General features: G+C 72.9%; 25 protein-coding genes. 9 read left to right on the top strand and 16 right to left on the bottom strand.

Annotated elements, in window-relative coordinates; translation table 11 throughout:
• Positions 1–193: 193 nt before the first annotated feature.
• Genes ACQP2F_RS23785 through ACQP2F_RS23760 form a run of 6 tightly spaced genes read right to left on the bottom strand, consistent with a single transcriptional unit; the run spans position 194 to position 6,733 of the window.
• Positions 194–1,471 (bottom strand): glutamate mutase L, encoded by a 1,278-nt coding sequence (locus tag ACQP2F_RS23785; protein ID WP_433290783.1) that lies wholly within the window; start codon positions 1,469–1,471, stop codon positions 194–196.
• Positions 1,468–1,833: a hotdog domain-containing protein gene (locus tag ACQP2F_RS23780; RefSeq protein ID WP_433290781.1), complete on the bottom strand. Its 366-nt coding sequence runs from the start codon at positions 1,831–1,833 to the stop codon at positions 1,468–1,470. Before ACQP2F_RS23780 ends, ACQP2F_RS23785 begins: the two co-directional genes overlap by 4 nt.
• Positions 1,830–2,564, bottom strand: coding sequence for an OAM dimerization domain-containing protein (locus ACQP2F_RS23775; protein ID WP_433290779.1), 735 nt, complete (start codon positions 2,562–2,564; stop codon positions 1,830–1,832). The genes ACQP2F_RS23780 and ACQP2F_RS23775 overlap by 4 nt, the downstream gene beginning before the upstream one ends.
• Positions 2,561–4,117 (bottom strand): lysine 5,6-aminomutase subunit alpha, encoded by a 1,557-nt coding sequence (locus tag ACQP2F_RS23770; RefSeq protein ID WP_433290777.1) that lies wholly within the window; start codon positions 4,115–4,117, stop codon positions 2,561–2,563. The genes ACQP2F_RS23775 and ACQP2F_RS23770 overlap by 4 nt, the downstream gene beginning before the upstream one ends.
• 52 nt (positions 4,118–4,169) lie before the next feature.
• Positions 4,170–5,705, bottom strand: coding sequence for an amidohydrolase (locus ACQP2F_RS23765; protein WP_433307592.1), 1,536 nt, complete (start codon positions 5,703–5,705; stop codon positions 4,170–4,172).
• Positions 5,702–6,733 carry an L-erythro-3,5-diaminohexanoate dehydrogenase gene (locus ACQP2F_RS23760; protein WP_433290775.1) on the bottom strand — a complete coding sequence of 344 codons (1,032 nt, stop codon included), beginning with the start codon at positions 6,731–6,733 and terminating at the stop codon, positions 5,702–5,704. The genes ACQP2F_RS23765 and ACQP2F_RS23760 overlap by 4 nt, the downstream gene beginning before the upstream one ends.
• Before the next feature lie 132 nt (positions 6,734–6,865).
• Between ACQP2F_RS23760 and ACQP2F_RS23755 the strand changes: the two genes are divergently transcribed.
• A complete protein-coding gene (locus tag ACQP2F_RS23755; protein ID WP_433290773.1) occupies positions 6,866–8,221 on the top strand; it encodes a KamA family radical SAM protein in 1,356 nt (451 codons plus the stop codon).
• Between the two features lie 87 nt (positions 8,222–8,308).
• Here ACQP2F_RS23755 and ACQP2F_RS23750 read toward each other — a convergent pair whose 3' ends face one another.
• A complete protein-coding gene (locus tag ACQP2F_RS23750) occupies positions 8,309–8,500 on the bottom strand; it encodes a CsbD family protein (protein WP_433290770.1) in 192 nt (63 codons plus the stop codon).
• Positions 8,501–8,609: 109 nt separating this feature from the next.
• Between ACQP2F_RS23750 and ACQP2F_RS23745 the strand changes: the two genes are divergently transcribed.
• Positions 8,610–9,335, top strand: coding sequence for a class I SAM-dependent methyltransferase (locus ACQP2F_RS23745; protein WP_433290768.1), 726 nt, complete (start codon positions 8,610–8,612; stop codon positions 9,333–9,335).
• 607 nt (positions 9,336–9,942) lie between these two features.
• On the opposite strand, the gene ACQP2F_RS23740 is transcribed toward ACQP2F_RS23745, so the two are convergent.
• The gene (locus tag ACQP2F_RS23740; RefSeq protein WP_433290766.1) at positions 9,943–10,437 is read right to left on the bottom strand and encodes an Lrp/AsnC family transcriptional regulator; all 495 of its coding nucleotides are present in this window, start codon (positions 10,435–10,437) and stop codon (positions 9,943–9,945) included.
• A 112-nt stretch (positions 10,438–10,549) separates the two neighbouring features.
• Here ACQP2F_RS23740 and ACQP2F_RS23735 point away from each other — a divergent pair, with 112 nt between their 5' ends.
• Positions 10,550–11,080, top strand: a complete 531-nt coding sequence (locus ACQP2F_RS23735) for a hypothetical protein (RefSeq protein WP_433290764.1) — start codon at positions 10,550–10,552, stop codon at positions 11,078–11,080.
• 3 nt (positions 11,081–11,083) lie between these two features.
• Here ACQP2F_RS23735 and ACQP2F_RS23730 read toward each other — a convergent pair whose 3' ends face one another.
• On the bottom strand, positions 11,084–12,223 hold the full coding sequence (locus ACQP2F_RS23730) for an acyl-CoA dehydrogenase family protein (protein ID WP_433290762.1): 1,140 nt from the start codon (positions 12,221–12,223) through the stop codon (positions 11,084–11,086).
• Entirely contained in the window at positions 12,220–13,224 is a 1,005-nt protein-coding gene (locus ACQP2F_RS23725; RefSeq protein WP_433290761.1) for a zinc-binding alcohol dehydrogenase family protein, read from the bottom strand. The genes ACQP2F_RS23730 and ACQP2F_RS23725 overlap by 4 nt, the downstream gene beginning before the upstream one ends.
• A 39-nt stretch (positions 13,225–13,263) precedes the next feature.
• Between ACQP2F_RS23725 and ACQP2F_RS23720 the strand changes: the two genes are divergently transcribed.
• Positions 13,264–14,178 carry a 5'-3' exonuclease gene (locus ACQP2F_RS23720; protein WP_433307590.1) on the top strand — a complete coding sequence of 305 codons (915 nt, stop codon included), beginning with the start codon at positions 13,264–13,266 and terminating at the stop codon, positions 14,176–14,178.
• Here the strand turns inward: ACQP2F_RS23720 and glsA are convergent.
• Entirely contained in the window at positions 14,167–15,153 is a 987-nt protein-coding gene (gene glsA, locus ACQP2F_RS23715) for a glutaminase A (protein WP_433290759.1), read from the bottom strand. The genes ACQP2F_RS23720 and glsA overlap by 12 nt on opposite strands.
• Before the next feature lie 124 nt (positions 15,154–15,277).
• Between glsA and ACQP2F_RS23710 the strand changes: the two genes are divergently transcribed.
• On the top strand, positions 15,278–16,108 hold the full coding sequence (locus ACQP2F_RS23710) for a hypothetical protein (RefSeq protein ID WP_433290757.1): 831 nt from the start codon (positions 15,278–15,280) through the stop codon (positions 16,106–16,108).
• A 12-nt stretch (positions 16,109–16,120) separates the two neighbouring features.
• Here ACQP2F_RS23710 and ACQP2F_RS23705 read toward each other — a convergent pair whose 3' ends face one another.
• Positions 16,121–16,600: a GNAT family N-acetyltransferase gene (locus tag ACQP2F_RS23705; protein ID WP_433290755.1), complete on the bottom strand. Its 480-nt coding sequence runs from the start codon at positions 16,598–16,600 to the stop codon at positions 16,121–16,123.
• A 49-nt stretch (positions 16,601–16,649) separates the two neighbouring features.
• Between ACQP2F_RS23705 and ACQP2F_RS23700 the strand changes: the two genes are divergently transcribed.
• Positions 16,650–17,198 (top strand): TetR/AcrR family transcriptional regulator, encoded by a 549-nt coding sequence (locus tag ACQP2F_RS23700; protein WP_433290753.1) that lies wholly within the window; start codon positions 16,650–16,652, stop codon positions 17,196–17,198.
• A 1,567-nt stretch (positions 17,199–18,765) separates the two neighbouring features.
• Here ACQP2F_RS23700 and ACQP2F_RS23695 read toward each other — a convergent pair.
• A complete protein-coding gene (locus ACQP2F_RS23695) occupies positions 18,766–19,443 on the bottom strand; it encodes a DUF1775 domain-containing protein (protein WP_433290751.1) in 678 nt (225 codons plus the stop codon).
• A 211-nt stretch (positions 19,444–19,654) separates the two neighbouring features.
• On the opposite strand from ACQP2F_RS23695, the gene ACQP2F_RS23690 reads away from it, so the two are divergent.
• Together ACQP2F_RS23690 and ACQP2F_RS23685 are read left to right on the top strand one after the other, a co-directional pair.
• A complete protein-coding gene (locus ACQP2F_RS23690) occupies positions 19,655–22,693 on the top strand; it encodes a putative bifunctional diguanylate cyclase/phosphodiesterase (protein WP_433290749.1) in 3,039 nt (1,012 codons plus the stop codon).
• Between the two features lie 56 nt (positions 22,694–22,749).
• Positions 22,750–23,409 (top strand): GNAT family N-acetyltransferase, encoded by a 660-nt coding sequence (locus ACQP2F_RS23685; RefSeq protein WP_433290747.1) that lies wholly within the window; start codon positions 22,750–22,752, stop codon positions 23,407–23,409.
• A gap of 17 nt (positions 23,410–23,426) precedes the next feature.
• Here ACQP2F_RS23685 and ACQP2F_RS23680 read toward each other — a convergent pair whose 3' ends face one another.
• Genes ACQP2F_RS23680 through ACQP2F_RS23670 form a run of 3 tightly spaced genes read right to left on the bottom strand, consistent with a single transcriptional unit; the run spans position 23,427 to position 25,716 of the window.
• Positions 23,427–23,687, bottom strand: a complete 261-nt coding sequence (locus ACQP2F_RS23680) for a hypothetical protein (protein ID WP_433290745.1) — start codon at positions 23,685–23,687, stop codon at positions 23,427–23,429.
• Between the two features lie 33 nt (positions 23,688–23,720).
• A complete protein-coding gene (locus tag ACQP2F_RS23675) occupies positions 23,721–25,289 on the bottom strand; it encodes a purple acid phosphatase family protein (RefSeq protein WP_433290742.1) in 1,569 nt (522 codons plus the stop codon).
• Between the two features lie 13 nt (positions 25,290–25,302).
• Positions 25,303–25,716, bottom strand: coding sequence for a DUF1810 domain-containing protein (locus ACQP2F_RS23670; protein ID WP_433290740.1), 414 nt, complete (start codon positions 25,714–25,716; stop codon positions 25,303–25,305).
• Between the two features lie 89 nt (positions 25,717–25,805).
• Between ACQP2F_RS23670 and ACQP2F_RS23665 the strand changes: the two genes are divergently transcribed.
• A complete protein-coding gene (locus ACQP2F_RS23665; RefSeq protein ID WP_433290738.1) occupies positions 25,806–26,288 on the top strand; it encodes a ricin-type beta-trefoil lectin domain protein in 483 nt (160 codons plus the stop codon).
• Positions 26,289–26,324 lie beyond the last annotated feature (36 nt).

Genomic DNA, 26,324 nt, shown 5'->3' with positions numbered 1-26,324 from the left:
CCACTGGACCTGGCTGAACGCGCGACCCCTGCGAGGACTGCGGCCAGTGGAGGAGGAACGAAGTTGACGACGATCGCTTGCCGTGCTCAGGACCTGAAGACGGTACGTCCGGCCCCCGCCCGCCTGTCAACAGGGGTGCCCGTGCTGCGGCGTGTCGCGTTCCCCGGCGTGTCATGCCGCGTACTCGATCGGGTTACAGCGTGTTCAACAGCGCGGCCGCGGCGTCACGGTGGTCGATGGCCAGCAGGCCGGCCGCGGCGAGCACGTAGCGCTCGTCGACCACGGTGCGGGCGCCGGCCGGCGCGGCCCAGCCGCCGGCCGTGTCGGCGAGCACGGTGTCCAGCACAAATTTGCCGCCGCCGTGCCGCAGCACCCCGCCCGAGCCGACGACGAGCCGCACGTCGCGCAGGTCACGGCCGCCGGTGCGTGGAAGACCCGGCCCCGGAGAGTGACCGCGGGCGTGCCGGCGCAGGGCCACGACGGCGGCCGCGGCGGCCAAAGATCGATCACTCTCCGGCGTCGGCGGCAGTCCGGATTCCGGTAGTGCCAAGTTGAGTGTCAATTTCTCCGTTGTGGCGGCTGCCACAGTTCCGGGCGCACCGACCGCCACACCGAGGTCACCCTCGACGGTCCGGGAACGCCACAGCGTGCCCGCCACGTCACGCCGCGGGCCGGTCTCGGCCTCGGCGTCGGGCACCAGCGCCGAGTAGACGTCGGTGGTGGCGCCGCCGACGTCGACGACGAGCACCCCGGCGCCGGTGAGGTCGGCGAGCAGCTCGACCCCGGCCAGCACTGCGTCGGGGGTGGCCGCCCGGACCAGCGAGGCGAAGCGCCGGCCCCGGGACAGCTTCTTGCCGCCGATCACGTGCCGCAGGAACACCGAGCGGATCGCGGCCCGGGCCGGCCCCGGGTCAAGCACGCCGATCCGGGGCAGCACGTTCGAGGTCACGGTGACCGGAATGCCGCGGTCGGTGAGCAGCGCGGCGGCCGAAGGGGAAATGTCGGAGTTGCCGGCCACGACGACCGGCACCCGGATGCGGGACGTGGCAAGACGGCGGGCGTTGTGCAGCAGCACCGAGGCGTCGCCGCCGTCGGTGCCGCCCACCAGCAGGATCACGTCGGGTCGCGCGGCCCGCACGGCGGCGATCCCCCGCCCGTCGAGCGGCCCGGCGGCCACGTGCACGACCTGCGCCCCGGCCGACAGACCCACGCGATGCCCGGCCTCGGCGGTGACCAGCGACTCGTACCCGATGACGGCGAGCCGCAGCCCCCCACCGGCGCTCGAACAGACGTACCGGGGAAGGGAAGCGGAACCCCCCACCGCCGCGACCGCCTCGTCCAGGCCGTGCAGCACGTCGGTGGCGGAGGTGGTGGGGACCTCGGCCCGCGCGCCCATCTCCCCCGACGCGAGATCGACCCGGCACGCCTTCGTGTACGTGGACCCGACGTCGACGCAGACGGCGGAGGTCATCCCTTCGGCGGCACGACCACCGTGCCCGTCGCCGTCACCGCCACGATCGGCTCGTCGAGCACCGCCGCCGACGACCCGCCGGTCCCCCGGCACACCACCGCCGACGTGAACGCGATCTTCCGCGAGCGAGTGCCCATCGCCACCACGGTCGCGGTGACCTCCAGGACGTCGCCGGCCTGCACCGGCGCCTTGAACTGCACGTCGTCGTAGGAGGCGAACAGGCCCTCGTCGCCGTCGAGCCGGATGCACACCTCGGTGGCGACGTCGCCGAACAGGCCCAGCGAGTAGGCGCCGTCGACCAGGTTCCCGGCGTAGTGGGCGTGCGCGTAGGGCACGTAGCGGCGGTGGGTGACGGTGATCATGCGGGACTCCCGGCGAGCGCGTGGACGAGGTAGGAGGCGACTTCCCGCGGGGTCGTCCCGCGGCCGAAGATCCGGTCGACGCCGAGCTCGGCCGCCATCAGCTCGTCGAAGCGCGGCCCGCCGACGATCAGCAGCGGCCGCTTGCCCGCCGGCAGCGCCTCCCGGAAGGCGGCCGACATGGCCCGGGTGTTCTGCAGGTGGGCGTCGCGCTGGGTGACCACCTGGGAGACCAGCACCGCGTCGGCCTTGCGGGCGCGGGCGGTCTCGACCAGCTCCGGCACCGACACCTGCGCGCCCATATTGGTCACCGACAGCTCGCTGTAGTACTCCAGGCCCTTCTCGCCGGCGATGCCCTTGACGTTGAGGATCGCGTCGATGCCGACCGTGTGCGCGTCGGTGCCGATGCAGGCGCCGACCACGTTGAGCCGCCGCCGCAGCCGCCGCTTGATCGCCGCGTTCACCTCCTTGGCGCTCAGCAGCGGGAAGTCCCGCTCGACGACCTGCACCTTCTCGGTGTCGACCAGGTGGTTCACCCGGCCGTAGACCACGAAGAAGGTGTACGCGTCGCCCATCTGCTTGGCGTGCACGAGCATCGCCGGGTCCATGCCCATCTTGGCCGCCAGCTGCAGCGCGGCGCCCTCGGCCCGCTTGTCGTGCGGGATCGGCAGCGTGAACGACAGCTGCACCATGCCGTCGCCGGTGGTGTCCCCGTAGGGGCGGATGATGCTCATGCCTCCAGGGCCTCCGTCACCGGGTTGTAGTAGCCGTCCTCGTGCCTGGCGACGCCGTCGAGGCCCTTGCCGCGGTCGGCCGGGCGCTTCATGATCCCGAAGGTGCCGTCGGCGATCGCGTTCAGCAGGGTGTCGTCGGCGATCCGCTCCAGAAGATCGACGGCTTCCCCGAGTACGCGGTGAGCCCGCTGCTGGATGAAGCCGCCGGCCGCCGGCACGAAGTCCTCGTGCAGCCCGCCGGCGCCGTTGAGCACGTACCGCACGTTCTGCAGCGCCACGTCCCGGTCGGACAGCCACGGCGTCACCACCGCCTCGGTCATCATCCCGACCAGCAGGATGCCCTGCCCGGTGAGCGTGCCGGCCAGGTTGAAGAAGCCGTCGAGCAGGTTGCCGCGGAACACGTCGCCGGTCATGTGCTTGGTCGGCGGCATCCACTTCAGCGGCGCGTCCGGGAACAGCTCCCGGGCCAGCAGCGCATGCGCGAGCTCGAGCCGGAACGACTCCGGCAGGTCCGGGTTGATCTCGAACGCGTGCCCCAGGCCCAGCTGCCAGTCCGCCAGACCCGCCTCGTGCGCGAAGTACTCGTTCAGCAGCTGCGACACCGTGACCGTGTGGGCCGCCTCGACCGCGTCCGCGGTGGTCAGGTAGTTGTCCTCGCCGGTGTTGATGATGATCCCGGCCCGGGCGTGCACCTGCCGGCTGAACCGCTGGTCGACGAACGTGCGGATCGGGTTGATGTCGCGGAACAGAATCCCGTACATCGAGTCGTTGAGCATCATGTCCAGCCGTTCCAGACCGGCCAGCGCGGCGATCTCCGGCATGCACAGCCCGGACGCGTAGTTGGTCAGCCGCACGTACCGGCCCAGCTCCTTCGACGTCTCGTCCAGCGCCGAGCGCATCAGCCGGAAGTTCTCCTGCGTCGCGTAGGTGCCGGCGAAGCCCTCCCGGGTGGCGCCCTCCGGCACGTAGTCCAGCAGCGACTGCCCGGTCGACCGGATGACGGCGATGATGTCGGCCCCGGCCCGGGCGGCGGCCTGCGCCTGCGGGATGTCCTCGTAGATGTCGCCGGTGGCCACGATCAGGTAGATCCAGGGGCGTTGCGGCGGGTCACCGTACCGCTTGATCAGCCGTTCCCGCTCGGCGCGGCGCCGGTCGATCCGCTTGATGCCGTCGCCGGTCGCCCTCTTCGCCAGGCGCCGGGCCGCGAGGGCATCCGCCTTCCCCGCCGGTACGGTGAACCGCACCGCCCCCGCCGCCGCCTTCTGCGCCAGGACGGTGACGTCGTCGATGCCCGCCTCGCGCAGGGCGTGGAACACCGGCAGGGCGACGCCGTGCCCCAGCCCCACATCGGCCCGCACGGCGTCGACCAGCCGGTTCACCCACGGGATGCCGTCCGCATCGGCGCCGTGCACGCCGGCCAGGCGCAGCACGGCCCGCTCGACCGACACCGTGGTGTGTGACCGGGCGAGGTCGACGATCGGGCGGCCCGCCTTCGCGGCCAGCCGCCGCGCCGTGCGCACCACCTTCGGGTCCAGATTCAGTTTCCCGGCCACCTGTGCTCCTTGACTGCTCCGAAAACCCGGCCGGCTCCGCTGCCGGCCGGGGTCACGCCTCGAAGATCGTTTCGCCGGCCAGCACCGTGCGCCGGCACACCGGCCGCGCCGGCGTCACGCCGTCGACATCCGGCACCAGGGCCGGCAACCCGCCGGTGATCCCGCCCGGCGTCTCCCACACCGCGAACGTGGCCGCCTTGCCCGGCGCCAGCACGCCCGCGTCGTCCACCCCGGCCGCCCGCCAGCCGCCCCGCGACGACGCCGCGAACGCCGACCGCACGCTCATCCGGTGCACCGGGTTGGTCGGGGCCGCGGCCGCCACCACCACCGCCCACGGGTCGAGCGCCGTCACCGGCGAGTCCGACCCGAACGCCAGCGGCACCCCGGTCGCGTGCATCGTGCCGATCGGGTTGCTGGCCAGCGTCCGCTCCCGGCCCAGCCGCTGCTCGTACATGCGCCCGGGCCCGCCCCACAGGGCGTCGAAGACCGGCTGCACCGAGGCGGTCACCCCGAACTCCACCATCCGGCCGATCATCGGCTTGTCGATCAGCTCGACGTGCTCGACCCGGTGCCCGCCCGCGCGTACCCCGTCGACGCCCACCCGCTTCGCGGCCAGCGCGAACCCGTCGAGCACCGCCTCGATCGCGGCGTCACCGATCGCGTGGAAGCCGCCCTGCACCCCGACCCGCATGCACTCCAGCAGATGCTCGGCCGCCTGCTCCGCGGTCACGAACGCCTCACCGACCCCGCCGTCACCGTCGTGGTAGGCGTGCCGCAGCGACGCCGTCCGCGAGCCGAGCGCACCGTCCGCGTACAGGTCACCGGCCGCGCCGACCGCGCCCAGATCCCGCGCCCGCTCCGCGCCGCCCAGCTCACCCCAGTAGCCGAAGACGAGCGGCAGCCCCTGGCCGGACAGCGCCAGCACCGACCGCAGGTCCTCCTCGCTGGACGTGCCCGGACCGGCGCACTCGTGCACCGCGGCGATGCCCAGCGACGCCGCCCGGGACAGCGCGGTCCGCTGCGCCGCCGACCGCTGCTGCGGCGTCAGCGACTCGAGCGCGATCGCGCGTACGGCGTGATGGGCCTGCTCGCGCACCCAGCCCGACGGGTCGTACCCGGCGACGCCCTCCGCCGCCGACAACAGCGACGTCGACGCCAGCGCCGAATGCACGCTCGCCTGCGACAGATAGACCCGCCGGCCGCCGGCCGCCCGCTCCAGCTCCGCCGCCGACGGCGGGGTCTGCTCGACCCAGGTCGACTCGTCCCAGCCGTGCCCGTGCACCACCGCGCCCGGCGGCCGGGTCGCCGCGAACGCCGTCACCCGGTCCAGCAGCTCGGCCGCCGAGCGCACCCCGGACAGGTCGAGACCGTCGAAAGCCAGGCCGGTGTCGGTGGCGTGCAGGTGCGCGTCGACGAACGCCGGCGTCACCAGCAGGCCGGCCAGATCGACCCGCCGGTCGGCGGCGGGCGCGTCGGCGGCGTCGCCCAGCCAGGCGATCCGGCCGTCGCGGACCAGCATCGCGGTGGCCCGCGGATCGGCGGCGGAGTAGAAGCGGCCGTTGGTGTAGAGAACCGTCATGCGCGTCAGTGTCCCGCGACGCGGGCCTCGAACAGCCGCCGGACCGCCGGGACCCGGCGCAGCAGGTCGACCGCGAACTCGGCGTGACCGGGCAGGTACCCGTTGCCGATCAGCATCGTCACGTCGGCGGCCAGGCCCTCGGCGCCGAGCGCGGCGGCCGGGAAGCTGGTCGCCATCGAGAAGAAGATCACCGTGCCGCCGGCCGCGGTCGCCAGGATCGCGCCGTGCTCGCAACCCGGGACGTCCACGCAGACGACCGTCACCGTGGCCGGCGCGCCCAGGGCCGTCTCCACCGCTCGCGCGACCGCCACCGGATCCCGCGCATCGGCGACGGCTGTGGCGTCGGCGAGTCCGTTTCTCCGGATGTTTTCGGCTTCTTCGTCATTGACGACCACCGCCACGGTACGGGCGCCGGCCAGGCGGGCCGCGGCCAGCGACAGGGACCCCGACTTGCCGGCCCCGCCGAGCACCGCGACCGTCTTCTCCCCCTCGTACTCGCGCACCACCCGGTCGGTCAGCGCCGGAGCACCGCACACGTCGAACACGGCCAGGGCCAGCTCGGGGGCGAGATCGTCGGGCAGCACCGCCGCCACCGACCGGCCGAACAGGATCGCCGTTCCCGCGGCCGGGACCTGCTCCGACTTGCCGTCCCAGGCCGACAGCCCATCGGTGATCCGCAGCGGGGTCAGCGTCAGCGAGACCAGCGTGGCGACCCGGTCGCCGGCCTTGAGACCCAGCGGCGACTCCGGCCCGGCCTCCTCGACCACGCCGATCAGCATGCCGCCGGACCCGGTCACCGGGTTGTGCATCTTGCCGCGCGTCCCGACGATCTCCAGCACCTCGGCCCGGATCGCGTCGCCGTCACCCTCGTGTTTCTCCGCCAGCTGCCGATAACTCGCGGCATCCAGGTTCAACCGCTCGACGGCGATGCGCACCTCGTCGGCCCCGATCTCCGGGCTCGCGTCGAGGCGCCACGCCGCCTGCGGCAGCACCCCGGCCGGCTCCAGCACCCTTCCCAGACCCACCGAAACGGACATCCACCCCACCCCCACCAGAAATCAAGGCCCTATGTCGCCGTCACACCGTAAATCCTCCGGGCCAACGGTTTCTAGGCCGGAAATTATCCAGTACGTTGGTTCAGTCCGAACAGCCGACCCAGGGAGGCACCGATGACCGCACCCGCCGGTCAGCCCTACGACTACCAGCGCCGCCCCTTGGTCGAGCCGGACTGGACCCGCTTCCCCGGCTGGCGCGACGTCACCGCCGCCCAGTGGGAGAGCGCCCAGTGGCAGCGCGTCAACTGCGTCAAGAACATCAAGCAGCTGCGCACGGTCATGGGCGACCTGCTCGACGAGCGGTTCTACGACGACCTCCTGGCCGACCAGCAGCGGATGGCCACCATGTCGATGCTGGTCCCGCCGCAGATGCTCAACACCATGGTGCCCGGCGAGACCCCGTCCACGGAGTCGTTCTACGCCGACCCGGTCCGCCGCTACATGATCCCGGTCGCCTCCGACCGCGACCCGATCTGGCCGTCGCACCCGCACGCCACCCGCGACTCCCTGCACGAGCACGACATGTGGGTCGCCGAAGGGCTCACCCACCGCTACCCCACCAAGGTCCTCGCCGAGCTGCTCAGCACCTGCCCGCAGTACTGCGGCCACTGCACCCGGATGGACCTGGTCGGCAACAGCACCCCGGCCGTCGACAAGCTCAAGCTCTCGCTCAAACCCGTCGACCGGTACGACGCGCACCTCACCTACCTTCGCGCGCACCCGGGCGTACGCGACGTCGTGGTGTCCGGCGGCGACGTCGCCAACGTGCCCTGGAAGCAGCTCGAGGCGTACCTCATGGGCCTGCTGTCCGTGCCCACCGTGCGCGACATCCGCCTCGCGACCAAGGCGCTGATGGGTCTCCCCCAGCACTGGCTCCAGCCCGACGTCGTCGAGGGCCTGCACCGGGTCGCGATCACCGCCTCACGGCGCGGGGTCAACCTGGCCGTGCACACCCACGTCAACCACGTGAACTCGCTGACCCCCCTGGTCGCCCGGGCGACCCAGACGCTGCTCGACGTCGGCGTGCGCGACGTGCGCAACCAGGGCGTGCTCATGCGCGGCGTCAACGCGACGACCAAGGACCTGCTCGACCTGTGCTTCGCGCTGCAGGGCGAGGCCGGCATCCTGCCCTACTACTTCTACATGTGCGACATGATCCCGCACGCCGAGCACTGGCGGGTCCCGGTCTGGCACGCCCAGCAGCTGCAGCACGACATGATGGGCTACCTGCCCGGCTACGCGACCCCGCGGATCGTCTGCGACGTGCCGTTCGTCGGCAAGCGGTGGGTGCACATGCTCAACGAGTACGACCGGGAGCACGGCATCTCGTACTGGACCAAGAACTACCGCACGTCCATCGAGAAGGACGACGCCGAGGCGCTGTCGAAGCTCTACGCCTACTACGACCCGATCGACACCCTCCCCCAGTCCGGCCAGGACTGGTGGCGCAAGCAGTCCGCCGAGTCCTGATCTTTCCTCTGCTGGGGGTGTGAAACGGCCCGGGGCTTTTCCTCTTTTGCCCCGGGCCGTTTCACTGTCCGCTCACCGCGGCTCGTCCTAGCTGAACGCGTCCTTGACGTCCTTGCCGGCGTCCTTGACGTGCTCGGCGGCCTTGCGCGCCTCGGCCGAGGTCTCCTGCGCCTCGCCCTTGGCCACCAGGCTCTCGTTGTCGGTGGCACGGCCGACGGCCTGCTTCGTCTTGCCGGCCAGCTCGTCGGCCTCGTTCTTGACCTTGTCCGTGAAGCTCATCGTCAACCCTCCGTGGTTGTCCGTCGACAAGCTTCTGCCCGTACGCGCGAATTTCGAAACCGGGTGCGGGCGCATACCGCCTCGAGCGTCCTAGGATAGTGTCGTCGCCGTGAACGATCACGCCGCCCACGCCAACTCGTTCGGACCCGCCGCCGACATCTACGAACGCGGCCGCCCCGGCTACCCCGCCGACGCCCTCGACTGGCTGCTGCCGCCCGGCGACCCCCGGGTGCTCGACCTCGGCGCCGGCACCGGCAAGCTGACCCGGCAGATCCGCGACCGCGGCCTCGCCGTCACCGCCGTCGACCCGTCCCACGGCATGCTCGCCGAGCTCAACCGCGTCGTGCCCGGCGTGCCCACCCTGGCCGGCACCGCCGAGGACATCCCGCTCCCGCCCGCGTCGGCCGACGTGGTACTGGTCGCCCAGGCCTGGCACTGGGTCGACCCGGCCCGCGCGGTCCCCGAGATCGCCCGGATCCTCGCCCCCGGCGGCCGGCTGGGCCTGATCTGGAACCTGCGCGACGAGACCGTGCCGTGGGTCAGCCGCCTCGGCGACATCATGGGCCACAGCGACCAGGAGCGAGACACGTCCGTCGGCGCGCCGTTCGGCCCCGCCGAGATGGCCCACTTCCGCTGGTCGCAGACGATGGGGCTGGAACGCCTGCTCGACGTGGTCGCCTCCCGCAGCCGGATCATCCTGATGCCGGCCGACGAGCGGGCGGCCCTGCTCAGCGAGGTGCGCAAGCTGGTCGCCACCCATCCCGACCTGGTGGGGCGCACGGAGTTCGAGATGCCGTACGTGACCGAGTGCGTCCGGGCGTCCCTTCCCGCCTGATCGTCGCGTCAGCCGCGGTTGTGTCGCGTTTGCGTCGTCGCTACATCGCGGGTCGGCGCCGTCACAACCGCTAGAGCATCCTAGGAGGCTAGGTTGTTGCTGCTTGCCGCGAACGCAGAGGTCGACGGCGCGGACGCGGGTCAGCCGGGCGGCGACCCCGGTCAGCCGGGCGGCGGCGCCGGGCGGCGGCGCTGGTTAGTCGGGCGGCGGCGCCGCTGCCGCTGCCTCCGGTGGAGAGCCCGCGTGCGGCTGGTGGGTGCAGGCTCATTGAGCCATTTCGGCCTCGAGGCCGCTGCAGGGAAGCCCGGTGAGCTGAGCCGGCCGGGTGTGCGAGCCGCCGTGGAGCAAGGAGCGCGCAGGCCGCCGAGTGGACCTTCACCGAAGTTCGGCGCGCAGGCTGTGGACGGCAGCCCGGAAATGTCATACCCGGCCGCTAACGTCGCCCCACCCAGTGAACGGGGTGGGGTTCAAGCGGGGCAAGGCACGCGGGACGGCGCTACGGGACCTGGCCGGGCGCTGCGGGCGGGACGGCGTCGTCGGGCATCGAAGCGGGACGGCGCTACGGGCCTCCTCGGGCACGCCGCGCCGCGTCGCCGGCGCTCAAGCGCTACGGCGCCTCGTCGGGCGCGGCAGACGGCGACGAGGCCGCGGCCGGGATGGGAGCCAACCGGGGCGGCCGGTTCTCGTACGGCGTGGAGAGCACCACCGTCGTCCGGGTCGTGACGTTCGCGGCGGTGCGGATCTCCTGCAGCAGGCGCTCCAGGTCGGCGGGGCTGGCGACCCGGACGAGCAGCAGGTAGAAGTCCTCGCCGGCCACCGAGTAGCACGAGTCGATCTCGGAGAGGTGGGCCAGGCGCTCGGGGGCGTCGTCCGGCTGGGACGGGTCGAACGGGCGGATCGCGACGAACGCGGTCAGCGGCAGCTCGAGGGCCTCGTAGGAGACGCGCGCGGTGTAGCCCGCGATCACGCCGCGCTGCTCGAGGCGGCGCACCCGCTGGTGCACGGCGGAGACGCTCAGGCCGACGCGCTCCGCCAGGTCGGTGTACGACAGGCGGCCGTCCGCGGTGAGGGCGCCCACGATCGCCCGGTCGATCTCTTCCACGGGGAAACAGTACTTGGCCGGGCGGCGCCACCGGGGGGTTCGGTAGATCGACTACGGCGGATCGGACGATCGGGCCATCGACGGGGTCACGGTGTGGGCGCATGGTGTGGCGATGCGTGATCGGACACCGCCGCCGTCGTTCCGGCTCCCCGTGCAGAGCGAGCCGGGGCCGGAGGAGCGCAAGGTCACGGGGGCTCAGGCGATCCTGCTCAGCATCATCGCCATGGCGCTGGTCTGCTGCGCGGGCGGGTTCGCGATCAGCCTGTTCACCTCCGACGGCGGGAAGAGGGCGGCGGCGGTCACCCAGGTCACCACGGCCGCGCAGCCGCCGGTCACGGAACCGGCCACGGGACCGGCGACGACAGCACCGGCCACGGAACCGGCGACGACGGCACCGGCGACCACCGCGCCGGCCCGCACGGAAGCGACCACGAAGGTGGCGGCCAAACCGGCTCCGACGACGAAGAAACCGACGACGAAGAAACCGACGACGACGCGGCCGACGGGAACGACGACGCCGGCCGGGAACGCGCCGGGCGCGCCCTGCTCGCCGGTCGGCAAGTTCGGGCACAGCAGCACGGGCGAGCTGATGCGCTGCGTCCGCAAGCCCGGCGAGGACCGGGCGCGGTGGCGGAAGGTGTAGGCCTCAGCGGGTCAGCGACCGGCTGATCACCAGGCGCTGGATCTGGTTGGTCCCCTCGACGATCTGCAGCACCTTGGCCTCGCGGAACCAGCGCTCGACCGGGTGGTCGGCCACGTAGCCGTACCCGCCGAGCACCTGCACCGCGTCCGTGGTCACCTTCATCGCGACGTCGGTGGCGAACAGCTTGGCCTTGGCCGCCTCGATCGAGAACGGCCGGCCGGCGTCCTTGAGCCGGGCCGCCGCGAGCATCAGCGCGCGGGCGGCCGACACCTGGGTGGCCATGTCGGCGAGCATGAACCCGACGCCCTGGAACGCCGCGATCGGCTTGCCGAACTGGGTGCGCTCCTTCGCGTACGCCGACGCGTAGTCCACCGCCGCCTGCGCGAGCCCCACCGCGCAGGCCGCGATGCCCAGCCGCCCGGCGTCGAGCGCCTCCATCGCGATGCGGAAGCCGCCGCCCTCGGGGCCGACCAGCCGATCGGCGTCGAGCCGCACGTCCTCCAGCACGATCTGCGCCGGCGCTGACGACCGCAGGCCCATGGTGCGCTCCGGCTTCTGCGGCAGCAGCCCGGGCGTACCCGCCTCGGCGAAGAGACAGGAGATGCCACTCGCGCCGGCCCCGCCCGTACGGACGAAAAGGTGGTAGAAATCGGCGTGGCCCGCGTGGGTGATCCAGGCCTTGGTCCCGTTGACCACCCAGCCCTCGCCGTCGTGCGTGGCCCGGGTCGCCAGCGACGCCGCGTCCGAGCCACCCTGCGGCTCGGAGAGGCAGTACGCGCCGAGCATCTCCCCGCCGAGCAGGTCGGGCAGCATCTTGCGCTGGCGCTCCGACCCGTACGCGTAGATGGGGTAGCAGGAGAGGGTGTGCACGCTGACCGCCTCGGCGATCGCCAGCCAGCTGCCGGCCAGCGTCTCGAGCACCTGGAGATAGACCTCGTAGGGCTGCCCGCCGCCGCCGTCGGCCTCCGGATAGGGCAGGCCGAGCAGGCCGGACCGGCCGAGCGTGCGGATGATCTCGCGCGGGAAGCGGCCGTCGCGCTCGAACGCGTCGGCATTGCCCGCGAGCTCACCGGCGGCGAGGGAACGGGTCAGGTCGAGGAGCTCGTAGGCCTCCTCGGTGGGCAGGATCCGGTCAATCGTCACTCCCTCATCTTAACGATCGTTTGGTTTTCCGGCCGCATCACCACGACCAGTTTTCCGGCCACCCGGTTGGCCTCCATGTCGGCGTGGGCCCGGGCGATCTCGTCCAGCTCGTAGACGCGCGCCACGGGAACGGTGGCGGTGCCGGCGGCGACCGCGTCGAGGAACTCCTGGAGCACCTCCGCCCGCAGGTCGTCGGCCTCCCCGCCGTACGCGGAAAGCCGCACCCCGCGCGGCAGGTAGCCGATCGGATAGAAGTCGCGGACCAGCCACTCGTTCGACAGCATCCCGGTGAAGCAGGCGACACCGTGCACCCGCACCGCCCGCAGCGTGTCGGGCAGCGTCGGCGTCCCGACCAGCTCGAGCGCCAGATCCACGCCGTCCGCGATCAAGCCCCGGACCTGCGACGCCACCGCGCCGTCGTCGATCAGCACGTGGTCGGCGCCGATCGCGGTCAGCGCCGCCGCCTTCGCCGGGTCGCGCGTGGTCGACAGCACGGTCAGGCCGCGCCGCTTGGCCAGCACGGTCGCCGCCATCCCGACCGAGGAGCTGCCGCCCCGGATCAGCAGCGTCTGGCCGGGGCGGAAATCAAGACCGACGACCAGGCTCCCGTACGCCGTCTGCAGCATCTCCGGCACGGCACCGAGCACGGACCAGGGCAGCGCGGAACGGAACGGGATCACCTGACCGGCCGGGACGCAGGTGTACTCCGCGTACCCGCCGTCGAAGACCCGTCCCATCCCGCCCATCATGGTCATGACCTGCCGGCCGGGCTCGAACTCGCCGCCGGGCGCGGCCGCCACCACGCCGGTCGCCTCGATGCCGGGCACCCGCGGGAAGACGACGCCCTCGGCCAGCCCGAGGCGGGTGTGCAGCTCGGAGCGGTTCAGCCCGGACGCGGGCACCTCGATCAGCACCCAGCCCGGCTCGGGCACCGGCACCGGCCGGTCGCGGATCCGCAGGGCGGACGGTGGGCCGGGGGCATCGAGGACGACGGCGCGCATGTGCGCATTCTGCCGCGTGCCGGCGATGGCTAAGGTGTGCTGGTGACCGCACAGCCGCTGCTCGCCGTCGACGCGCCCAGCCTCTACTTCCGCGCCTTCCACGGCATCCCGGAGAAGGCGGCGCAGACCGCCGGCGGGGAGCCGGTGAACGCGATCCGCGGGTTCCTGGACATGATCGCCCAGCTGATCCGCACCCGGCATCCCGATCGGCTCGTGTGCGCGCTCGACGCGTCGTGGCGGCCGGCCTGGCGGGTCGCGCTGGTGCCGTCGTACAAGAAGCACCGGGTCGCGCACGGCGACGTCGAGGAGGTGCCGGCCGCGCTCGAGAAGCAGATCCCGGTGCTGCTGGAGGTGCTCGCGGCCATCGGCATCCCGGCCTTCGGCGTGGACGGCTACGAGGCCGACGACGTGCTCGGCACGCTGGCCGCCACCCAGCCCGCGCCGGTCGAGGTGGTCTCCGGCGACCGCGACCTGTTCCAGCTCGTCGACGACGAGCGCGGCACCCGTCTGCTCTACTGCGGACGCGGCGTGGCCAAGCTCGAGGACGCCGACAACGCACTGGTCGAGAGCAAGTACGGCGTGCCCGCCCGCTGGTACGCGGACTTCGCGGCGATGCGCGGCGACCCGAGCGACGGGCTGCCCGGCGTCCCCGGCGTCGGCGAGAAGACGGCGGCCCGGCTGATCGCCCGCTACGGCGGCGTCGAGCAGATCATGGCGGCCCTCGACGACCCCGGCGCCGGCTTCGCGCCCGGCGTGCGCACCAAGCTGGCCGCGGCCAAGGACTACCTGGCGGCGGCACTGCCGGTCTGCCGGGTCGCGCTCGACGTCGAGCTGCCCGCCTTCGACGCCGCGCTCCCCCGCTCCCCCCAGGACCCGGAGGCGCTGCTGGCGCTGGCCGAGCGGTGGAACCTGGCCGGCTCGGCCCGGCGCCTGGTGGACGCCCTAGCCGGCTGAGCTCGGCCGGGAGGCGAACAGGGTCAACCCCAGGCGGCGGGCCAGGTACGACGCCGCGAGCTGGCCGCGCACACTGTTCCCGTACGCGTCGAGGGGCGGCGAGAAGGCGGCCAGCGCACCCTTGCCCGGCGAGACCACCACGATGCCGCCCCCGATGCCGCTCTTGCCGGGCACCCCGACGTCGTAGAGCCAGTCCCCCGACGTCTCGTAGAGTCCGGCCGTCGCCATCACCGCCAGCGTGTAATGGCAGGCGGCCGCACCGACCAGCCGCTCACCGGTGCGCGGATGCACCCCACCGTTGGCCAGCGTGGCGCCCATGACCGCGAGGTCGGCGGCGGTCACCCGCAGGCAGCTCTGCCGGGTGTAGAGATCCACCGCGTCGGCCGGGTCACAACCGAGCAGCCGGTACGTCTCGAGCAGGCTCGCCAGGGCCCGGTTCCGGTGATTGGTGGCCGCGGCCGAGGCGTGCACTTCCTCGTCGAGCTCCAGCGGGTGGCCCGCGAACCGCGACAGCCCCTGGAGTACGTACGCCCACCTGCTCTTCTGATCGTCGCCCGGCGCGAGGCTCACCGTGGCGATCGCGCCCGCGTTGACCATCGGGTTGGTCCGGCCGTCCGGCGAGCGCTCGACGGCGGCGGCCGAGTTGAACGGCAGCCCGGTCGCGTTGGCGCCCAGCCGGCGATGCGCCTCGCGCGCGCCCAGGCGCTCGCAGATCAGCGCGAACACGAACGGCTTGGCCACGCTCATCAGCGTGAACCCGTGGTCGGCATCCCCCGCCGTGTAGACGCCGCCGTTCACCCCGGCGGCGCACAGCCCGTAGAGGTCGCGCGGTACGCGGGCCAGCGCCGGGTAGACCGCCGACGGCCGGCCGCCGTCCTCGTCGCGGAAACGTTCGTGGGCCTCGTCGACCGCCTTGCGCACGAGCGCGGGATCGGGCAGCTCGCCGGTCGACACGTACCGGGCGTCGTCGTCCATGAGACACGCTAGCCCGGTCGCCGGCCGGTCCTCGTCGTCCGCCCGGGATGGTCCGGTGACGAGGGCGACAGGACTTCGGCTAACCCCGGGGAAAGGTCGGACGATAAACGACTCTGAACGGCCGGTGACGTCCACCGGCCCGGCCTGGGGAGCGGACAGCATGAAGTCGGCGGTGGTGGAGACGGCGGGCAACGGACATCCGGCCTCCTGGTGGGCCCAGCTTCCGGAGGCCGCCGAGCGCTTCGACGACGCCACGGCGGCCGAGGGCCTCAGCGACCTGATCACGGCCAGGATCCCCTCGCCGCTGCTGCGCCGCGAGGCTCAGATCGCGGCCGACCTGGTGGTCCGGCACCTGAGCAAGCCGGCCAGCGCCGAGCTGGCCGAGCGGGCCCAGAAGGCGACCGAGCGGCTGGTCGGCACCGTCGAGCGGCTCGGCGAACGAGAGGCCGGCGCGAGCTCCGGCACCTGCGAGGCGCACGCCCTGTGCCACGCGCTGCAGGGCCGGTGGGCCGACGCCGCCGCCGAGGCCGAGCCGTTCGTCGGGGCCCAGGCGCTGTTGCGGGTCTTCGTCGGCGCCCTCCGGCTCGAGCACTTCGACCAGGCGCTGGCCGTCCGGCTGCTGGGCGCCGGCCAGGGCCCGGGTGCGGCCGTCCGGGCGGCCCAGATGATCGGCAAGCACGGGTGGTGGCCGTCCTGGCTGCTCAAGGTCGTCAACGAGCGGGCCCACGCCGGCACCCTCGACGAGGAGACGGTCGCGGCGCTCGACCGGTGCGCGTACGCCGAGCTCAGCCCGGCCCAGGCGCGGATGGCCGTGCGCCTGCTCAACGGCGACGAGGCGCTGATCGCCTCCGCGGCCGAGCGGCTCGAGGGCCTGGGCGAGGCCGACGCGGCGGTCATGCTCCGGCAGGGCGACCTGACCGCGGTGGCGCTGGCGGCCCGCTCACTGCCGCTGTGACGCGCCGGCTTCTCAGGGGGCGAGCTTCATCTCGTACGTCTGCCCGATGAGCTCCGCCCCGAAGCTGGTGTGCGGCTCGGAGGCGGTCAGCCGGAAGCCCCGCGCGAGATAGATGTGCCGGGCCGCGACCAGGGGATCGTTGGTCCACAGGCGCATCCGGGCATAGCCGGCCCGGCGCGCGAAGGCCAGGCACTGGTCGACCAGCGCGCCGCCGAGGCCGCGACCGCGGGCGGACGGGTCGACCAGCAGGATGCGCAGGACCGCGGTGTCGCCGCCGCCGTCGACGCAGAAGACGCATCCGGCGCGCCGGCCGTCGACCTCGGCGATCCACGCGGCGGAGCGGGCCGGGTCGCGGTCGGTCGCCCAGTCGGCCACGATCCGGGCGACCAGCGCCTCGAACGAGGTGTCCCAGCCGTACTCGGACGCGTACAGCTCGCCGTGCGCCTTGATCACCCAGCCCAGGTCGCCGGGCACGCCCACTTCCCTGATCATCCCGCCTCCCGTGAACTGAAACGACTGTTTCAGTCGGCATACTAGCCGGGTGGCGGCGGGCAGGCGAGAGGAGTTGCTGGAGCTGGCGTACGCGTACGTCGGCGAGCACGGCCTCAGCGACCTGAGCCTGCGCCCGCTGGCCGCCGCGATCGGGTCCAGCCCGCGCGTGCTGCTGTTCCTGTTCGGGAGCAAGGACGGCCTGGTCAAGGCCCTGCTGGCGCGGGCGCGCGCGGAGGAGCTGGCGCTGCTGCACGGGCGGGCGCGGGGTGACGGCCTGGCCGCCGCGGCCGAGGCGGTCTGGGGCTGGCTCTCCGACGAGGCGCACCGGCCGTTGCTGCGGCTTTGGGTCGAGGCGTACGCGCGAAGCCTGCTCGACCGCGACGGCCCGTGGTCCGGTTTCGCCGCCGGCACGGTCGCCGACTGGCTGGCCGTGCTGGCCGACGCCCAGCCGCCGGACGTGCGCGACACCCCCGCCGGCGAGGCCGCGCGCACCGCCGTGCTCGCCGTGCTGCGCGGCGCGCTGCTCGACCTGCTGGCCACCGGCGACGCGGCCCGCACGACCGCGGCCGTCACGCTGCGCCTGGCGTCCTTCGCCTAGCGCGCCCGCTCGCCCGGCCCCCGTGGGCTGCGGCGCGCCCAGCGCGCCCGCTCGCTCGGCCTCCGAGCGCTGCGGCGCGCTCAGCGCGCCGTCCACAGGGCCGCCGGCGACTCCGCGTCGGGAATCAGCACCGTGGGCGACCCCGACCCGTCGGCCGGCACCGACCACACGTCGGCCTCCCGGTCCCGCGCCGCAGCCCGTACATGACCGTCTTGTCGTCGTACCACGCGGCCTGGTCGTCGACGCTGCGCGTCTCGGCGAGGTGCGTCCCTCCCCACGCCCCTCCGCTCGCCCCTCCGCTCGCCCCTCCGCTCGCCCTCCGCTCGGCGCGAGGTCGAGAACGGTCAGCCGCCGGCCTTTGGCCGGGCTGCCGCCGAGGGCCTCCTTGAAGGCGATCCGCGTCCCGTCCGGCGACAGCGACGGGCACTCGACATTGGCGGCGAGGGCCCGCACGGTCCGCGCGGCCACGTCCCCGGCGACCAGATACCGCTTCCCGGCCGTCGACATCGTCGCGTAGAAGTGCCGGTCGTCGGCGAAGGTCACGCCCCAGAAGTTGAGGTCCGCCGACCGGTAGCGCCACCCGTCCACCGTCACCGCGAACGTCTCGAGCGAGTCCACGGTCGAGCCGTCGGCGATGTTCAGCATGCCGGCGCGGGTGGAGAACCGGCCGCCGTTGTAGCTGTCGCCGGTCACGAACACGGTCCAGGACAGCATGTGGCCGCTGGGCGAGACGCGGGCCCGGTTCGGCACGCCGACCAGCGGATAGAAGTCCCTCACCCGCAGATGCTCGTCGAGGACGGCGAGCTGGTAGGTGGCGAGCGGGCCGTCGGGGCGCAGGCAGATCGCGGAGCCGGCGGCGGCGTAGACGCGGTCGCAGGCGAGAGCGGAGACGGTACGCGGGCCGGTCGCATCCGCCCGGGGCACGGTGGCGACGCGGCCGTAGCTGGCGGGGGCCGTGCTGCGGAAGAGAAGCCGGTCGCCGGGGCTCGCGTCGACGACGCCGGCCGCGGCGGCCGGGGCCGCATGCCGGTGGCCGGCGACGACGACGTAGGCGGCGGCCGGGACCGACACTTTCGCGGCGTCGTCCACAGCGCCTCGGTGGAGGGCCAAGGCCGAGGCGGTCAGTGTCAGGGCGGCCAGCGCCGCCACGGCCCGGATCGCGCCGGCCGGGCCCCACCACTGCCAGGCCAGGCCGAGAAGCACCGACGAGACGAAGTAGGCGACCGCCTGTCCGGTCTGGATCAGGGCCAGACCGGTGGTGCGCAGCTCGGGCGGGAGCAGCGGGCCGGCCACCGCCATCAGCACGCCGTCGGCGGCCGCGTAGAAGGTGGGTGATCGCGTAGGACTGCGAGAAGCTCGCGCCCTGCGACGCCAGCGACTTGAAGTAGGGCGCGCTCGAGGCGGTGATCTGCGAGCTCGCCTTGTTCTCGAACATGACCACGACGATGTGGTCGAATCGGGGCACGCCGGTGGCGGCCCGGGCGGCCGGGGTGGAGGGGGCCAGGGCCGCGGCGGACACCGGCGGGCACGGAAGTTCGCCGGCAGATTAAGAATAGATAGCCGTCAATCAGGAATCCGCGCGTGCCCGAGCCCGCCGGAACAGGGCGTAGCCGGCCGCGGCCGCGATCAGCAGGACCACCACGACCGAGATCCACCAGGTGTTGCCGCCGTTGTCGTCGGCGTTCTGGGCGACCGGCACGGCGGCGCCGGTCGTGGATGGAGCGGCCGCCGGCGTCGTGGCGGACGGTGACGCCGCCGGGCTGGACACGGGGGCCGCCGACGGACCCGGCTTCAGGGTCACCAGCGGCGCCGGGTTGTCGGGCTCGTCCTGCCCGGGCTGCTGGATCTCGATCCATCGCACGACCGAGCCGTCGCCGTACGTCTCCAAGGTCTTGAAGCTCAGCCGCGTCTGGCCGTCCGGCAGCTTCGCGACCTTGACCTTCCAGACCGCGTCCTGACCGACCGGGAGCTCCTTGCCGCCGACGGTGAAGCCGTCGGCGCCCACCTGGTACGCCCATCCGGCCGGCGCCTTCACCAGCGTCACCGTGGCCGGGTCGATCCCGGCCGGCAGCACCACCCGCTCGGAGGCGATGCCGGCCTTGTCGTTCTCCGCCTCGCCGGTGAAGGTGAGCGTCACGTTCTCCGCCCCGGCCGTGGTCTTGTCCGCGCTCACCTCGACGTGGGCCAGCGCCGGGCCCGCCACGCCCAGCACCGCCAGCCCGGCGATCGTGCCCACCGTCACCATCCGCGAACCGAAACGCACCCTCTGACCCACTTTCGACGCCGAAGAAACACCGCCGCACGACGGTACGTCATCACAGTCGCGCGCCGGGCCCGGAAAGTTCCCGCGCGTTTCAGGTGGGTTGCCACCCGGTCCCCACCCGGTGAAGCGCTCAGGCCGGGCGCGCCCGTCCCGATCAAAGGCCTGACCTGCCCGGAGATGAAGAGGAGAACGGATGACGACGCGAGCCGCGCGCATGTGCTTCGGCGCGTGGATTGCGGTGCTCACCGCCGTCTACTACGCCTTTCCCGGCAGCCATCTCTACACGTGGGCGGCCATCGGGTACTCCAGCGCGGGCATGGTGCTGCTCGGCGTACGGCTGAACCGGCCGTCCCGCCCATGGCCCTGGTACCTGGTCGCGGCCGCGCTGGTCTTCTTCAACACCGGCGACAACCTCTACAACCTGATCGTGGCGCTCGGGCACACCCCGGACTTCCCCGGTCCCGCCGACCTGGTCTACCTGCTGGTCTACCCGCTGCTCACGGGCGCGTTCGTGCTCATGGTGCGCCGTCGCTCGGGCGGCGCCGGCAACCGGGCGGCGCTGCTGGACGCCTTGGTCCCGACGGTCGGGCTCGGCCTGCTCTCCTGGATCTACTGGATCGCGCCGTTCACCCGCGCGTACGAGCTGTCGCTGCTGGAGAAGCTGGTCTCGGTCGGCTACCCGCTCGGCGACGTGCTGGTGCTGGCCATGACCCTCCGCATGATCACCACGCCCGGCCGCCGTCCGCAGGCGCTGTCGGTGATCGGCGCCGCGATGGTCGGGCTGCTCATCTCCGACATCTGCTACGGCCAGTCGCAGCTCGACGCCGCCTGGTCGCTGGGCGGCCCGGTCGACTTCGGCTGGATCGTGTTCTACGTGGCCATGGGCTACGCCGCCCTGATGCCGTCGATGCACGACCTCACCGAACCGGCGCCGCACGGCGACACCCACGGCGGCCCGCGGCAGATCATCTACATGGCGTCGGCCGCGCTCATCGCACCGGCCGTGCTCTACCTCGAGTGGCTGCAGGGCGACGCCGCCGACGACCGGGTGGTCGACGCCCCCGTGATCGCCGGCGCCGCGGCGCTGACCTTCCTGCTCGTGCTGGCCCGGGTCAACGGCCTGGCCCTGGCCCAGCGCCGGGCCCGGTCCCGGGAGCGGGCGCTGCGCCAGGCCGGCGCGACGCTGTTCGGCGCGGCCACGATCGAGGACGCGGTGGACGCGACCCGCGCGGCGATCGGCACCCTGATGCCGCCGGACAAGCCGTACGAGCTGCTGTTCACCGTCGACCCGGCCGACGAGCCCCGGCGGGAGCCGCTGCGCCCGGTCACCGCGGCCGGGCTGCCGGCCGGCATGCGGGCCGCCGGGTTCGACGCCTTCCTGCTCGGCAAGCTGCCGCTGCCCGGCGACCCGCCCCGGCAGTGGGTCGGCGTGCTGGCCGCCCCGGCCGAGGTGCTGGCCGACCTGCGCGACGCGTTCGAGGCGTTGTTCGCCCAGGTCGAGGTGCTGCTCCAGCGCATCACGCTGACCGGCGAGGTCAACCGCCGCGACAGCGAGGCCTGGTTCCGCACGCTGATCCAGAACTCGTCGGACGTGATCCTGATCGTCACCGACGACGACGAGATCCGCTACGCGAGCCCGTCGGCGGCCACCGTGCTCGGCCACGACGACCTGGACGGCACCCCGCTGGCGGCGCTGGTCGCGCTCAGCCACCACCAGACCATGCGGGACATCCTGGCCGCGGTCCGGGCCGGGCGCGGCACCCACGGCGCGCCCGACCTGACCGTGCTCGGCGCCGACGGCCGGCTCATCCAGGTCGAGGTCGACGGCCGCGACCTGCGGGCCGACCCGACCGTGCGCGGCCTGGTGCTGACCATCGCCGACGTCACCGAGCGGCGGCGCCTCGAGGACGACCTGTCCCACCTGGCCTTCCACGACGGGCTGACCGGGCTCGCCAACCGGGTGCTGTTCCGCAACCGGCTCGAGCAGGCGTACGCCGCGGCCGCGCGCGACGGCAGCACGCTGTCCGTGCTGTTCGTCGATCTCGACGACTTCAAGGAGGTCAACGACACCCTCGGGCACGCGGTCGGCGACGAGCTGCTGGTGACCGTGGGCGAGCGGATCTCGGCGATCATCGGCGCCGGCAGCCTGGCCGCCCGGATGGGCGGCGACGAGTTCGCCGTCCTCGTCGAGGAGGGACACCACGCCGGCACCGCCGAGGAGGTGGCGGCCGCGATCGTGGCGGCACTGGCGGTGGCGGTCGAGGTCTCCGACGGCATCGGCGGCACCCACAGCGTCAGCGGCGCGGCCAGCGTCGGCGTGGCGGCCAGCACCGACGCGGTCAGCGCCACCGAGCTGCTGCGCCATGCCGACCTGGCCCTCTACCAGGCCAAGGGCGGCGCGAAGGGCACCTGGCAGCGCTACCGGCCCGAGCTGCACACCGCGATGGTGCGGCGGCTCGAGGTCCGCGCGGCGCTCCACGAGGCGATCGAGGGCCGGCAGTTCCGGCTCATGTACCAGCCGATCGTGGACATCAACACCGGCCTGATCGCCGGCGTCGAGTCGCTCGTGCGCTGGGAGCACCCCACCCGCGGCCTGCTCGGCCCGTTCGACTTCATCGAGGTGGCCGAGGAGAGCGGCGCGATCGTGGCGATCGGCGGCTGGGTGCTGAGCGAGGCGCTCGCCGAGTTCGCCCGGTGGCGCACGGAGGAGAACACCTCGCTGCGGTACGTCAGCGTCAACGTCTCGGCCCGCCAGTTCCGCACGGCCGGCTTCGTCGACCAGGTGCGCGACGCCATCGCGGCGGCCGGCGCCCGGCCCGAGTGGCTCCTGCTGGAGATCACCGAGAGCCTGGTGCTGCGCGACGCCGAGCAGGTGTGGGCCGATCTGCGGGCGCTGCGGGCGATGGGCGTACGCATCGCGATCGACGACTTCGGCACCGGGTACTCGTCGCTGAGCTACCTGCGGCAGATGCCGGTCGACGTGCTCAAGCTCGACAAGTCGTTCATCGACGACATCCTGAGCAGCGACCAGCAGCACACCATGGTCGACGCGATCGTGACGCTGGCCCGCAACCTCGACCTCGCGGTGGTCGCCGAGGGCATCGAGGACGCCGGTCAGCGCGCCGCCCTGGCCGGCATGGGCTGCCCGTACGGCCAGGGGTACCTGTTCTCGAAGCCGGTCTGGCCGGCCGACGTCCGGGCGCTGGCGCACGACGTGCCCGAGCTCGTCTGAGGGTTTTTGACGGATATTCACTAGCGGCGGCGGCCCGCGACGGGCACATTCGAACCGTGCTCGAAAACCCCGTGTGGGCCGCCCTCTCCGGGCCGCAGGCCTGCTTCGCCGAGGCGTCCGGTGACGCCGCCCGCTATTCCTCCGACATCTCCCCGTTCGCGGCGGTCGCCGACCTCGACGACCCGGCCGCCTGGCGCGACCTCGCCAAGCTGACCGATCTCGCGCTGCTCACCGGCCCGACGATCAAGCCCGGCCCCGGCTGGGAGGTGGCCGTCTCGGTGCCCGGCGTGCAGATGGTCGGCCACGGCATGACCGGCGTCGAGGACCCCGAGGCGGTCGTGCTCACCGAGACCGACGTGCCGGAGATCCTCGACCTGGTCGAGCGGGCCAAGCCCGGCCCGTTCCGCAAGCGCACCATCGAGCTCGGCCGCTACCTGGGCCTGCGCGTCGACGGGCGGCTGGTGGCGATGGCCGGCGAGCGGTTCCACGTGCCGGGGTGGACCGAGGTCAGCGCGGTCTGCACCGACCCCGACTTCCAGGGCCGCGGGCTCGGCGCCCGGCTCACCCTGGCCGTCGCGGCCGGCATCCTGGGCCGCGGCGAGCTGCCGTTCCTGCACGCCGCCGCCGACAACGACCGGGCCCTGCACCTCTACGAGCGGCTCGGCTTCGAGGCCAGCCACGACGTGGTCTTCGCCTCGTTCCGCCGGGTCGGCTGAGACCGGCTGTCCCGCCGCTACTCGCCCAGCGCGCCGTCCTTCTCGGGCGGCGCGTTGCCGGCGTCGGCCCAGCGGTCCTGCAGGTCGCCGATGCTCTGCAGCACGTCGGCGAGCTCTCCGCGTACGCGCTCGAGCCGGTTCTGCTGGTCGGCGGGGAGACCGCCGCCGTGATCGTGCGACGCCAGCGTCGTCTCCCGCTCCTCGAGCTCCTCGCGGCGCTCGTGCAGGCGGTTCAGCTCGGCCTCGTACGCGTCCTGGGTGATCGGTTCGGGCTGCATGCCCTCATCTCTACACCCTCCGCGGGACAGACCCTAAGCCACGTCGTCGCCGAGGTGCAGGCGGCCGGCGGCGGTCGACGGGCGCGCGATCACGACCCGGTCGATCTCCTGGCCGCGCTCGGTCACCGCCCGCACCGTCAGCGTGCTGGTGCGCCCGTCGGCGGCCGGCTGCGAGTCGACGGCCACGAACGAGTAGCCGGTGTAGCGGACCCGCGACCACGAGACCTTCTCGGCCACCCGCTCCCGGCCGGCCGCCCACACGTACGACCTGATCTCCTCCGTCTCCCGCTCGTGGCCCGCGTAGGAGTCCGGCGCCGCGAAGCGGTAGAGGTCGCGGCCGCCGGCGCCGGCGGTCACGTAGACCGTGCCGTGGCGGTCGGGGTGCACGGTGCCGCCGATCGGTGTCGTGGTGGGCACGCCGCCGCGGATGGCGTCCGTTCGTTCGTACACGTGGTTGTGGCCGTTGATCACCAGGTCGACCTGGTACTTGTCGAACAGCGGGACCCACAGGCTGCGGACGCCGCCCTCGGAGGCGTGCGCGGTCGTCGTCGAGAAGGCGCAGTGGTGGAAGAAGACCACGACGAAGTCGACATCGGACTGCGCGCGCAGGAACGTCAGGCGCTGGTCGAGCCATCGCGTCTGGGCGCCGCCGGTGTAGCCGCGGTTGTGGTCCCGCTCGAAGCAGACGTCGTTGGCGTCGAGGGCCACCACGCCGACGTTGCCGTAGATGAACGAGTAGATGCCCTTCTCCGGGCCGTTGTCCGGAAAGGACCAGCGCGCCTTCTGGCCGCCGTAGCCGTCGTGCGAGTACATCGCCTCCATGTCGTGGTTGCCGAAGCACGGCATCCACGGCACGCTGGCGGCGATCGGCTCGGTCTGCAGCAGGAACTCGTCCCACGTCCCCGGGTCGTACACGTCGGACGTGCTCGCCCGCCCGGTCTGGTCGGCGTAGCAGAGGTCGCCGGCGTGCAGGTGGAACGCGGGCCGCTGGGCCGCCACCATGCCGTCGTTGCGCAGCGCGTGCACGCTGACGCCCTGGTCGCCGAAGGCGGTGAAGGTGAACGGCTCGGCGACCCGGCGCCGGCTCGGCGCGGTGGTGAACGAGTCGATCCGGCCGAAGTCGGCGATGTCGGTCGGGTCGTAGCCGGCGTGCCCGACCGCGTAGTAGTACGTCGTGCCCGGCGTCAGGCCGTCCAGCTCGGCGTGCAGGTAGTACTGGTCGATCGGCGCGACCACGTCGTCGATCTCGGAGTGCAGGGCGCGCAGCTCGGCGGGGACCTTCTCACCCAGGTTCCAGGGCTGATCTCCGATGCGCACGTACGGCCGATGCACCCGGTACGGCGTCTGCCAGCCGACCCGCATCTGGGTCCGCGGGTTCGCGCCCCAGGCGAGGTGGCGCCCGAACGGGACGACCATGCGGCCGGGAGGCGTCTGCGACCGGGCGAACGCCGGGCCGCCCCCGGTGACGGCCGCCGCGGCGGCGCCGGCGGCCGCGGCCAGCAGCGTACGGCGGCGGAGAAGGATCTCGTGCTGCTCGGCCATGGAGAGCCGCGCGGCGAGACGGTCGGGCAGGCCCATACGGGGGATGTCGATTCCCGGCACGCGTTGAACCGTATCATCCCGATTGTTCCGTTTTGTCGCGGTGCAGCAGGTCGAGGGTGCGCGGGTCGGCCCCGCCGCACATCACGTCCCGCACCTCGGCGAAGGGCGACGGGTCGATCTCGGCGAAGAGCGTCATCGACGACCGCAGCTTGAGGTCGTCGGGGTAGCCGAAGGTCGTGTGGCTCTTCAGCGCGGCGGCGGCGCACTCCCGCAGGCGCGGCCCGAGCACCGGATGCGCCAGGTAGGCCACCGCCTCGGCGCGGTCCCGGATCGCGTACTGCCGGGCGGTCGGGCTTGAGCCCAGCCCGGCGATCTGCGGAAAGATGAACCACATCCAGTGCGTACGCTTCTGCCCCGCCTCGATCTCGGCGAGAGCCCGCTCGTAGACGCCCTGCTGGGCCGCGACGAAACGCTCCAGATCAGCCATTCGGCCAGTCTGCCGCCATTCCCGTCCGGCCGCCCGCGCACCCGGCCTACAGTCCAGGCGACCCCCCATCTTCTAAGGGGAACAGCACGATGCGCACGACATTCGGCAAGGCTCTCGCCGCGGTGCTCATCACGGGCGCCGCCATTCTCATGCCGGCCTCTCCGGCCCTCGCGGCCACCGGCGTCTTCATCAGCAGCAACGACGGACGCTGCCTCGACGCGGACATCGCCAGCCCCACGCACAACGGCACCAAGGTGCAGGCCTGGCAGTGCATCGGCGGGGAGCGGAACCAGACCTGGACCTGGTACACCGACGGCACGATCCGGACGGCGTGGGACGGCCGCTGCCTCGACGAGGACATCGCCGGCGGCACCCACAACGGCACCAAGGCCCAGCTGTGGGACTGCAACGGCCAGCTCAACCAGAAGTGGAACGTCAACGCCGACCACACGATCACCAGCCGGTGGGACGGCCGCTGCCTCGACGAGGACATCGCCGGCGGCACGCACAACGGCACCAAGGTGCAGGTGTGGGACTGCAACGGCTGGCTCAACCAGAAGTGGCACCGGTAACGCTACATTTGGGCGTTTGCCGTCCGATATGGGGTT

This window comes from Actinoplanes sp. CA-030573 (assembly GCF_050951115.1).
Classification (GTDB): Bacteria; Actinomycetota; Actinomycetes; order Mycobacteriales; family Micromonosporaceae; genus Actinoplanes.
The sequence above is the reverse complement of the archived record's forward strand: the minus strand, read 5'-3'. Positions and strand labels throughout refer to the sequence as shown.

Bases quoted from the DNA above. Each gene is read 5' to 3' on its own strand.
- ACQP2F_RS23785 (WP_433290783.1), bottom strand. From the start codon at position 1,471: ATGACCTCCGCCGTCTGCGTCGACGTCGGGTCCACGTACACGAAGGCG.
- ACQP2F_RS23780 (WP_433290781.1), bottom strand. From the start codon at position 1,833: ATGATCACCGTCACCCACCGCCGCTACGTGCCCTACGCGCACGCCCAC.
- ACQP2F_RS23775 (WP_433290779.1), bottom strand. From the start codon at position 2,564: ATGAGCATCATCCGCCCCTACGGGGACACCACCGGCGACGGCATGGTG.
- ACQP2F_RS23760 (WP_433290775.1), bottom strand. From the start codon at position 6,733: ATGTCCGTTTCGGTGGGTCTGGGAAGGGTGCTGGAGCCGGCCGGGGTG.
- ACQP2F_RS23755 (WP_433290773.1), top strand. From the start codon at position 6,866: ATGACCGCACCCGCCGGTCAGCCCTACGACTACCAGCGCCGCCCCTTG.
- ACQP2F_RS23750 (WP_433290770.1), bottom strand. From the start codon at position 8,500: ATGAGCTTCACGGACAAGGTCAAGAACGAGGCCGACGAGCTGGCCGGC.
- ACQP2F_RS23735 (WP_433290764.1), top strand. From the start codon at position 10,550: ATGCGTGATCGGACACCGCCGCCGTCGTTCCGGCTCCCCGTGCAGAGC.
- ACQP2F_RS23725 (WP_433290761.1), bottom strand. From the start codon at position 13,224: ATGCGCGCCGTCGTCCTCGATGCCCCCGGCCCACCGTCCGCCCTGCGG.
- glsA (WP_433290759.1), bottom strand. From the start codon at position 15,153: ATGGACGACGACGCCCGGTACGTGTCGACCGGCGAGCTGCCCGATCCC.
- ACQP2F_RS23705 (WP_433290755.1), bottom strand. From the start codon at position 16,600: ATGATCAGGGAAGTGGGCGTGCCCGGCGACCTGGGCTGGGTGATCAAG.
- ACQP2F_RS23695 (WP_433290751.1), bottom strand. From the start codon at position 19,443: ATGGTGACGGTGGGCACGATCGCCGGGCTGGCGGTGCTGGGCGTGGCG.
- ACQP2F_RS23690 (WP_433290749.1), top strand. From the start codon at position 19,655: ATGACGACGCGAGCCGCGCGCATGTGCTTCGGCGCGTGGATTGCGGTG.
- ACQP2F_RS23680 (WP_433290745.1), bottom strand. From the start codon at position 23,687: ATGCAGCCCGAACCGATCACCCAGGACGCGTACGAGGCCGAGCTGAAC.
- ACQP2F_RS23670 (WP_433290740.1), bottom strand. From the start codon at position 25,716: ATGGCTGATCTGGAGCGTTTCGTCGCGGCCCAGCAGGGCGTCTACGAG.
- ACQP2F_RS23665 (WP_433290738.1), top strand. From the start codon at position 25,806: ATGCGCACGACATTCGGCAAGGCTCTCGCCGCGGTGCTCATCACGGGC.